The following is a 540-nucleotide window of genomic DNA, read 5'->3' as shown; positions in this document are numbered from 1 at the left end:
ATCGGCTTTTTAGGAGGGGATGATCCGCAGTTAAGGCTGGAGTTCGCGAAGCACCTTTTGGCAGCTTCAGTAATGGCAGCGCCCGGGGCCATCGTGGTTTCCAAGATACTTTATCCACAGCAGGAGGAAATCGACACCAACGTGGAGGTTTCTTCGGAAAAAATTGGTTCTAACATTCTCGATGCTATTGCCAACGGTACTACCGAAGGTTTGAAACTTGCCGCAAACGTTGCAGCGATGTTGCTGGTCTTCATTGCCTTTATCGCTATGATGAATTATGTGCTGGGATGGATAGGAGACTGGACCACGTTAAATGCCGTAATGGCGGAGAACACACCCTACGCTAAATTGTCCCTGGAATCTCTTTTAGGACTCGTCTTCGCACCTCTTATGTGGCTGATTGGAGTCGCCACCGAAGATATGATGCTTATGGGACAGCTGCTGGGGATCAAACTTGCAGCAAGTGAATTTGTAGGTTACATTCAGCTGGCCGAACTAAAGAATCCGGTGAATGCCCTGAGCCTTACCTATGAAAAATCC

At 48.3% G+C, this 540-nt stretch carries 1 protein-coding gene; it reads left to right on the top strand.

Annotation, left to right across the window (positions count from 1 at the left end):
• The coding region (locus tag HC176_RS15930; RefSeq protein WP_280818696.1) for a nucleoside transporter C-terminal domain-containing protein at positions 1-540 on the top strand (540 nt) is incomplete at both ends.

It is taken from the genome of Tamlana crocina, assembly GCF_012037625.1.
Note: the sequence above shows the minus strand (reverse complement) of the source record. Positions and strands in the feature narration are given on the sequence as shown.